An 8,695-nucleotide genomic window follows, 5' to 3' on the forward strand; every position below is an offset into this window, starting at 1 on the left:
CGCCCTCGACGACTTCCTGGCCAACCCCCCAGAGCCGTTCGAGCACACCGACGAACTGGCCGCCAAAGACGCAGAACTCAAGGCGCTCACCCTCGAACTGCGCATGGCCGCCGAAAGCCCAGAAGCCAAAGCCAAAGCCGCAGCGGCCGAACAACGCTTACAGGCTCGCGGCCGCAAACCCGGCTGGAGCCTGCTGCTCAACCCCACCCCGGCCCTGCTCGAAGAACTCGGCTTCCCCAACGCCGACGCCCTACGCAAAACCCTGCGGGCCCGCGAACGCCTGACCCTCGAACACCCGCAGCGTCAACACAGCATCGACCACCCCGGCCACGACCTATAGCCCACCCCAACATGAAGACCGACTCGACATTGAGAGCGCACCGACCCCGACGCGTCGGCATGGGGTGTTGCCTTCGGGCGAATCTTCCCCTCAGCGGTCGCATTTCACGGGGCCACAGCGTTATCGTGCGGCATGGACCATACCTCAGCGCTGGCTCAAGCCCAGCACGATATCCGCACAGCCCAGGCCCTACCCACTCACCTCGCCCGCCGAGAAAGGGCCAGCGGCGCCCAGAAACGCGCCCAAACCGTACTGCTCGACCCCGCCAGCACACCAGAGCAGAAATCCGCCGCACGCCTGTGCATCAACCAAGCTCGCGCACTGGCCGGCGACCTCGACGCACCCCGCCACCAACCGCCCCCCGACATGGACCGCGGGCTGAGCATTCTTTGACCGTCGGATGACGCCAATTGCCAATACGACGACTACACTGATCGCTGGGCCGCCGCCGCGGCGGCCTGACTCCCGACAGCCACGGATTCGCCCACATCGATCCGCTGCCTCATCAGATCGGGACAAGACCCACCGGGTTCCCGCGCACTGGCCCCTGACAGAGAGTGTCGCCGCAGATGTGGGCTGCAGCGACCAACTTTGGATGGGATCACATGTCTACTGACAATTCTCGAAAGAAACAGGCGCGGCGGCTCCAACCCGCGACGGGGATGCCATACACCCGCGCTTTGCGCCAAGTCGCCACTGATCACAGCGGAATGGCCGCCGCACCGTCTGCGACGACATTACTTAACCTACTCGGGATCGAGAACACCTTAGGCGCGCACCGCACATTCCCGGCGACGTCAAAGCGCGCGCCCACCAACGACATACGGCTGCGCCACCGCGGCGAACTGCTGCCAATTCCGCTGGGGTTAGCACCGGATGGCACGCCAGTGTGGCTGGACCTCAGAGATACAGAAGCCGGTGGTAACGGGCCGCACGGCGTGCTCATCGGCACGGCAGGTTCCGGGAAGTCCACTGCGCTGCACTCCTTGGCATTCGCCTTATGCGCCCTGCACTCTCCGCAGACCATCCAGCTAGCTTGCACATTCGTGCCGGCGCCAGCCACAGCTACAACCGCTCCAGTTTGGAGCCGTCCTCGACAGCATCACATCAAGCCGAAGCCGTGGTTTTCAGCAACCGGCGATGTCGACTGACCGGATTCGCCAAGCGTCTAAGAAAGCTGGCGGCGCCGCCCATCCCACGCCTTCCGCTGCGCTACGGGCCTGCATATCCCATTGGTTCCCCCGGGCGCGGCGGGGGCGAGGTTGCGGGCAGCACGCGGTGGAGCGCCGGACCGCAGAGTCGCACTTGAGCCGGGCGAATCAGGGGCCGCTGGGTCCCAGGCCGGCGTCGTTGACGCGGCCCTGGATCCGGGCCAGCCCCATGCCTCGCCGAAGTCGATCTCCATCTGTCTTATCTGTGCCTCTTGCAGGGCCGTGCACCAGCTGAGCGTGCCGGTGCGCGAGGACCGGGGCCTTCTAATCGATTACCCGCGTGGTGTTTCGCTGTCCGCTGGCACCGGGCCGGCTGCTCGGCGGGCTCATGGGCCCGGACAGGCCCTTCAGCGACCGGGGATGACGGCGGGAGGCGCGGTGGTGAGGTCGACGGTGTCATCGAGGTAGGCGGTGAGGTTGACGGGTGCGGTTTGGCCGCCGTATCGGCCCTGGGCGGCGTAGAAGGCCTTGCCGGTGACATGCACGGTCATGGTGGCCGCATCCAGGTCGTAGGTCAGCTCCGGCGGCTTTTCGATGTTGAGCAGTTTCAGGGTGCCCGGATCGGGCGGGTCGCCGCGCGGCACGCCGGGGGGCGGGGGCTTGGCCGGCTTGCAGTCCGGCGGTGGGGGGCTGCCGTTGTGGCAGCGGTGGGCGTAGGCGTCCGCGGCGGCCCACGACGCTTGGCGGCCTGTGTCGTTGAGCGCGATGACCGGGGAGATGCTGGGCCGGGTGGGGGTTGTCAGCGCTTCGAGCAGCAGCGGCACTGTGGGTGCGCTGATGTCGATGTTGGGGTTGGTTGAGCCGATGCGCAGCTCGCCGGGGAATACCGACAAGACCGTGGCGCCTTTGGTGGAGATCCCGGCCACGGCAAGGAATGTCATGGCTTTGTCGGCGTGGGGCGGGGGGTGCACGGCCACCGTGATGGTGGTGGTGTCCAGCTTCCAGTGGCCGTCGATCTTGCGCGCCCGCATCGGGGTCTGCGATGCGGTGGCACCGAACCTGGCGGCCAGCAGCAGCCCCTGGGTGCCCGGCGCGGCGTGGGGGTCGGCGGTGACGGTGAGGTCGGTAAGCGGCGTGCCGGCCAGCTGTGCGCGCAGCGCCGCGTCGGTGAGCAGTTGCGGGGTGGCGGGTTGTTGGGCGCCCAGCGACAGCGCGGTGCCGGCTTCACCGGCGGCCAGCGCCTCGAGGTAATGCTGGCCGCTTAGGCGGGCGGCTTCGCGGTCGTGGGCGGCGCGCTGCGCGGCGTGGCGGTTGACCAGCCAAATGCCCAGCCCGGCGGCTGCGGCGACGACGGCCACCGCGAACACTGCGGCCAGCAGCCGGCTGGTGCGTCGGCGCGTGGCGGTGCCCGAAGCCGTGGGCGCGGCGCCGATCTCGGCGGGGGCGGCCGCCCCGGGGGCGCCGGGTGTCCCGGGGGCGCCCGGTGGTGGGGGAGGAGGGCGCGTCGGGTCGGGGTGCCCGGCGGGGGTCGGGGCGGTGAGCGCGACGGGGGCGGCGGGGGTGGCGGGCAGGGCGGCGGCCAGCGCGGCGGCGAAGTCGCGGCAGCTCGCGAAGCGTTCGGCGGGGTCTTTGGCCAGGGCGCGCGCGAAAACCGGGTCGGCGCCGCCCAATTCGGGGTGCGTGCGGCTCGGTGGCGGCGCGGTCGTCATCAGGTGCGCGCTGATCACCGCCACCGGGTTGTGGTGGCCGAACAGCTTGGTCCCGGTCAACAGGTGGTAGGCGGTGGCAGCCAGGGCGTATTGGTCGGCGCGCCCGGTGAGCGGTTGGCCGGCAAGCTGTTCGGGGGCGCAGTAGTCGACGACGTCGGCGGTCACGGTGTTCACCGTGGTCCCCGCGCTGTCGCCGACGGGGCGGGCCTGGCCGAAGTCGGCGACCAGGATGCGCGCCGCGCCGCCCGGGTCGGGGCGGTTGACCAGGATGTTGGTGGGTTTGACACCGCGGTGCAGCAGGCCGCGGTGGTGGGCGTAGTCCAGGGCGTCGGCGGCGGCGGCGACGATGTCGGCCACCTCGTGCGAGGGCAGGCCGCCACCACGGGTGCCCAGCAGTGCGGCGGAGTCGGGGCCCTCCACGAGGTCCGTGGCGATCCACAGCTGCCCGTTGAACTCGCCGTGGTCGTGCACCCCCACGATGTGGGGATGCCACAGCGCGGCGGCCGAATCCGCATTCCGGCCGAACTGGCGCCGGTAGTCGGGGTCGGCGGACACCTCGGCGCGCAGGATTTTCAGGGCCTCGTGCCGCGGCAGCCGGGGGTGGCGGGCCAGGTAGACCTCACCGAGGGTGCCGGCGCCCACCAGGTGCTGCACCGTGTAGCCGGCGAACTGCGCTCCTTCGGCCCACGGCATGACGGAAGCCTACAAGCACACCGGCGCTGCACATTCGGGCTTTCACTGAGCCCGGGAGCGCGGCGGCGGCCCGGCGGCTATTTGACGGCGGTGCGGGTGAAGGTGGGCGGATCCCGGGTCAGATCCACCGTGCCCAGCACGTCGGTGATCAGCGTGTAGTTGGGGACGGCGGGGCTGGTGCCGTGGTAGGTGGCCCGACCCCCCACAGCCACCAGCATGGTGGCGGCGTCGAAGGTGAAGGTGGTGGCGGCGAAGTCGCCGGGCCCGGTGATGGTCGGGTAGTTGGTGCCTGAGGAGGGCTGCAGGCAGTCCGGGGGCGGGGCTGTTCCGTGGTGGCAGTGGTGGATGAAGTCATCGATGGCGGTCTTTGCGGTTTGGCGGCCGGTGTCGTTGAGCGTGGCCACCGGTGCGATGCGGGCCCGCCCGCCGGTGTCGGTGAGCGCGTCGAGCAGCACCGCGGTGGTGGGCGCGCTGATGTCGATGTAGCGGTTGGCCGACGACACAGCCACCGCGCCCGGGAAGACGGTGACCGGTGAGACACCGTGGGTCGCGACCCCCCACACCGCGACAGCCTTGAGCGACGCGTTGGGCGGTGTCGCGGTGCCGATAGCGACGGCCACGGTGGTGGCGTCAAGTTTCCACCCCCCGCCGACGCGGTGTGCGCCGATGCGCGTCTGGGAGGCGGTGGGCCCGAAGCGGGCCGACAAAATCAGGTACTGCGCGTCGGCAGGGTTGGCGCCGGGCGCCTCGGGTGCCGAGCGGACCTCGATGTCGGTGATGGGAACCGCGGCCACCTGGGCGCGCAACACGTCGTCGGTGAGCAGCCCGGCGCGCCCGGGCGGGGCGGCGCTGAGTGCCAGGGCGGCCGCCGCGTCCCCGCGCGCCAGTGCCTGCAGATAGTCGCGGCCGGCCTGCCGGGCGGCGCCTTGGTAGCTGGCGAGGTCTGCTGGCGGCGCCCGGTGGTGCTCACCAAGGCGGGGGATGACCACCACGGCCAGCACCACCGCGGCCGCCGCGCTCACCGCGGCTGCCGCCGGGCGCCCCCGGATCCACCACCGGGGCCCTCGGCGTTGCGGCACCGGGGGCGCGCCGTCGTGGTAGGGGGGTGGCGGAGTGGTGGCCGCGGCCGGCTCGGGCAGCGGCGGGCGGTCACGCGCGGCGGTGGGGGCCAGCGACCAGGGGGCGCCAGGGCGGGGCGGGGCGCCGGTGGGACAGTGCTGCAGGCGTTCGGTGAGGGCGGCGGCGAACTCGGCGCAGCCGCCGAACCGCTCGGCGGGGTGTTTGGCCAGCCCCCGGGCGAACACCTCGTCGAGGGGCGCCAGCTCCGGGCGGTCGGCACTAGGACGCGGCGGCGGGGCGGTGAGGTGGGCGCTGATCACCGCCACCGAGTTAGGGCGCGGGAACGGTGGGTGCCCGGTGAGCAGGTGATAGGCGGTGGCGGCCAGGGCGTACTGGTCGGCGCGGTGATCGCAGGGGTGCCCCATCAGCTGTTCGGGTGCGCCGTAGTCGGCGGTGCCGACCACCATGTTGGTCGCCGTCAGGCCGCTGATGTCGTCGAGGGCGCGGGCGATCCCGAAGTCGCTCAACAGGATCCGGCCCGCGCTGCCGCCGTCGTCGGGTCGGCCGATCAGGATGTTGGCGGGTTTGACGTCGCGGTGCATCAGGCCGCGGTGATGGGCGTAGTCCAGCGCGTCGGCGACCGCGGTGATCACAGCGATCGCCTCGCCGGCGGGCATGCCGGTGGCATACGGGGTGCGCAGCAGGGCGGCCAGATCGGGGCCGTCGACGTAGTCCATCGCGATCCAGAGCTGTTCGTCGAATTCGCCGCGGTCGTGCACCCCCACGATGTGGGGATGCCACAGCCTGGCGGCCGAATCGGCCTCGCGCTCAAAGCGCTGCCGGTAATCGGGGTCAGCGGACACGTCGGCGCGCAGGATCTTCAGCGCCTCGTTGCGGGGCAGGCGCGCGTGCCGGGCCAGATACACCTCACCCATGCCGCCGGCCCCCAGGAACCGCACCACCGTGTAGCCGGCGAAGTGCACACCCTCGGCCAACGGCATGACCCGAAGGGTACAAGCGCGAGGTCGCCGCGGTGAGGCAAATGACCTGTGGGGGAGGTGTCGGTGGGGTTCGTCGCGGTTTCACTCGCTCTGTCGGCGCGCTGTGCAACGCTTGCGCCTGTGTCATTCACCGCCGAGCAGCTGCACGGGCTACGACGACGGGCTCTTGCGTGGGAGTGATCTTTTCCCCGCGGCGGGCTGGAGCTGGGCCCGATAGGTTTCGGCGGCCGCTGTCGCGACGGTGAGGGCATCGGTGAGTGCCTGCACGCGATCGTCGGCGCTGCGCTGCGCCTGGGCGAGCTGCTGGGCGTGTGTCTCGTGTAGGGCCTCTCGTTCTGCCCGCGCGTCGTCGCGTTGCCGCTCGAGGTCACGAGTCAGGTTGGCAACCGCCGCCCGATCGACCTCTGCTGCTCGCCGTGCAGCGTCAGCCTCAGCCTGAGTCGTGGCCAGGTCCACCCGGACGGCCGCGGTTTCGGCGATCGCCTGCTGGGTGGCCGAACGAGCTGAGTCGAGGTCGGCTTGGAGCTGTCGGCGCATTTCGTCGGCCTCATGGCGGGCTTGGTCCAGCTTGCGGCGCAGCTCGGCGGCCGCCTCGCGCTCGCGTATAGCCACGTCGTCGGCGGCCCGCTGAGCGGAGCGCGCGGCCGCGGCCTCGAGGCGGGCCGCGGCAGCCTCCTGCTGCGCCTGCTCGACTTCGGTATCACGTTGAGCCAGGCGATCGTGATACCCGGCTGAGGCTTCGGCCAACTGCTGTTCGGTGCGGGCCGCGGCCGCCTCGGCATCGGCCCGCACCGCGGCGGTCTCGGCTTCTGCTTGCTCGCGGACCCGCGCTGTCTCCGCGGCAGCCTCCTCGGCGAGCTGGTCGGTTTCTTCACGGTCACGCTCGGCTTGTTGCGCTCGTTCCTCGGCCAGCCGGGCGGCACGCTCGGCGGCGGCGGCTCGGCGCTCGGCCTCGGTGATCCGGCTGAGTGCGTCGCGGTGGGCGTCCTCGACCTCGGCGCCGGCGGCCTCAAGATCGCCGGCGGTCCGGATCTCGGCCACGACGTCGTCAAAATACTGACGCAGTTCCGCGACCCTGCCGGGGAGCTCGGCGAGGTGTTGGTCAAGGGTCGCGCGGGCCATCGACACCGGCGCCGAGGTCGCCGAATCCTCCTGGATGGCAACTCCGGCGCGGCGAGCCCTGAAGGCCGTTGCACGGTTGTGGACAAGCCCTCCGTCGACGTCGGGCTGTTCGCAGTACCGCGAGGGGCGGCCGGTCGCGGGATCGGGGCGCCGCGGCCGCGTGCACCCCGGGTAGCTGCAATTGTCCCGCTGCGCGCCGGGCGAGTCGGCGGCGATATCGCTCATGACGGCAATCGTAGTCGTTTCGTCGGCTTGTTACAACATAACGGAACAAAACAAAACATAACTACGAAACTAAACAGACATGGGCTCGCAGCGGGGTGTGGTCACGGCCGGTCGGGAAGGGGCCGCGGGGGAAGAGGGGGGAAGCAACGCGCCCCCGGTTCGGGGATCGTGCCAACGACGGGGGTGAAACGGCGATTGAGCCGCCGGGGGAGGACGAGCCCGGGTCAGGCGGTGAGGGTCGGGGTCATCGCCGCGGCGATGATCTTCGAGTCGCGGGGTCAGGTTACGGCGTCGTCAACACCGAGATCGGCAGACAGGGCCAACAGAAATACCCGGCCCTGCACGGACAGCAGTGTTTGATGTCCTCAGATGCTCGGAATGACCTGTGAGGACGTATGCCTGCGCAATGGATCATCGATGCGACATCAGCACTCGGTGATGTCTGCAAGAAAAAGCTGGCCGGCCCAGGAGAAGCCGAGGCTGCGATCCGAGCCCCCATAGAAGAACTGCTCGCTGCCGCCGGCCAGAACCTGTCGCTGACAGTCGTCCCTCACGACGAAGTCAGCGACAAAGAGCGCGGCGTCCGGCCGGATTACGCGATCCGCGTCGACGGGGCCATCACCGGCTACCTGGAGGTCAAGAAACCGGGGGCGAATTTGGACCCCGGATCGTTCGCCGACCATAACAAGCGCCAATGGGAACGCCAACGCGACTTCCCCAACTTGATCTACACCAACGGAACCGAGTGGCGGCTCTACCACCACGGCGACCCCGTCGGAGACCCTGTGCACTTGGCGGGCGGCACATTGCGTACCGCGGGAACCAAACTCACCTGCGGGGACGACTTTGAGGTCCTGCTGACTGACTTTCTGCGGTGGGACCCGGTCGACATCACCGGCGTCGTCGCACTCGTTCGCGAGGTCGCACCGCTGTGCCGGCTTCTACGCGGGGAAGTCCTCGACCAGCTCGCCCAAGAAACCCGCGCGATCGCCGCGGGCGCTAAGGAAGCCGATCAGCCGTTCCACGGCCTGGCCCGCGACTGGCGGGCCCTGTTGTTTCCCACTGCCACCGACGACGTCTTCGCCGACGGGTACGCCCAGGCTGTCACCTTCGCGCTGCTGCTGGCCCGCACCGAGAACATTGACCTTGTCGCCGCCGGCAGTCTGCACGAGGTCGGCACCAAGCTTGCCGGGCAGCACTCCCTGATGTCACGTGCCCTGCAGCTGCTCACCGACTACGTCGCCGCTGACTTCCGGGTAATACTGGACTTGCTGGTACGCGTGATCGGCGCCGTCGATTGGCCGAAAGTCCGTGCAGGCAACCGCGATACATATCTGCACCTCTACGAACGGTTCCTCGGCGAATACGATCCCGAGCTCCGCAAGCTCTCCGGCT

Annotated in this window: 5 protein-coding genes and 2 pseudogenes; 4 read left to right on the forward strand and 3 right to left on the reverse strand. The window is 70.0% G+C overall.

Annotated elements, in window-relative coordinates:
• The 3 genes from AC2VOU_RS19160 to AC2VOU_RS19170 all read left to right on the forward strand — a co-directional run.
• The coding region (locus AC2VOU_RS19160) for a hypothetical protein (protein ID WP_486958779.1) at nt 1-340 on the forward strand (340 nt) is incomplete at its 5' end.
• A gap of 132 nt (nt 341-472) precedes the next feature.
• Nucleotides 473-733 carry a hypothetical protein gene (locus AC2VOU_RS19165; RefSeq protein ID WP_486958780.1) on the forward strand — a complete coding sequence of 87 codons (261 nt, stop codon included), beginning with the start codon at nt 473-475 and terminating at the stop codon, nt 731-733.
• 317 nt (nt 734-1,050) lie between these two features.
• Nucleotides 1,051-1,491, forward strand: a complete 441-nt coding sequence (locus AC2VOU_RS19170; protein WP_486958783.1) for an FtsK/SpoIIIE domain-containing protein — start codon at nt 1,051-1,053, stop codon at nt 1,489-1,491.
• 407 nt (nt 1,492-1,898) lie between these two features.
• Here the strand turns inward: AC2VOU_RS19170 and AC2VOU_RS19175 are convergent, their stop codons facing one another.
• From AC2VOU_RS19175 to AC2VOU_RS19185, 3 genes and pseudogenes are all read right to left on the reverse strand, one after another.
• Nucleotides 1,899-3,893 (reverse strand): serine/threonine-protein kinase, encoded by a 1,995-nt coding sequence (locus AC2VOU_RS19175; RefSeq protein WP_486958781.1) that lies wholly within the window; start codon nt 3,891-3,893, stop codon nt 1,899-1,901.
• 1,151 nt (nt 3,894-5,044) lie between these two features.
• A pseudogene (locus AC2VOU_RS19180) lies at nt 5,045-5,953 on the reverse strand (serine/threonine-protein kinase); the annotation flags it as partial.
• Nucleotides 5,954-6,103: 150 nt separating this feature from the next.
• On the reverse strand, nt 6,104-7,300 hold the full coding sequence (locus AC2VOU_RS19185; RefSeq protein ID WP_486958782.1) for a hypothetical protein: 1,197 nt from the start codon (nt 7,298-7,300) through the stop codon (nt 6,104-6,106).
• Between the two features lie 395 nt (nt 7,301-7,695).
• Between AC2VOU_RS19185 and AC2VOU_RS19190 the strand changes: the two are divergent.
• Nucleotides 7,696-8,695, forward strand: a pseudogene (locus tag AC2VOU_RS19190) (type ISP restriction/modification enzyme); the annotation flags it as partial.

It is taken from the genome of Mycobacterium sp. TH-M25 (genome assembly GCF_057473665.1).

Excerpts from the sequence above, each read along its gene's own strand:
- AC2VOU_RS19165 (WP_486958780.1), top strand. The coding sequence starts at position 473 with ATGGACCATACCTCAGCGCTGGCTCAAGCCCAGCACGATATCCGCACA.
- AC2VOU_RS19170 (WP_486958783.1), top strand. The coding sequence starts at position 1,051 with ATGGCCGCCGCACCGTCTGCGACGACATTACTTAACCTACTCGGGATC.
- AC2VOU_RS19175 (WP_486958781.1), bottom strand. The coding sequence starts at position 3,893 with ATGCCGTGGGCCGAAGGAGCGCAGTTCGCCGGCTACACGGTGCAGCAC.
- AC2VOU_RS19185 (WP_486958782.1), bottom strand. The coding sequence starts at position 7,300 with ATGAGCGATATCGCCGCCGACTCGCCCGGCGCGCAGCGGGACAATTGC.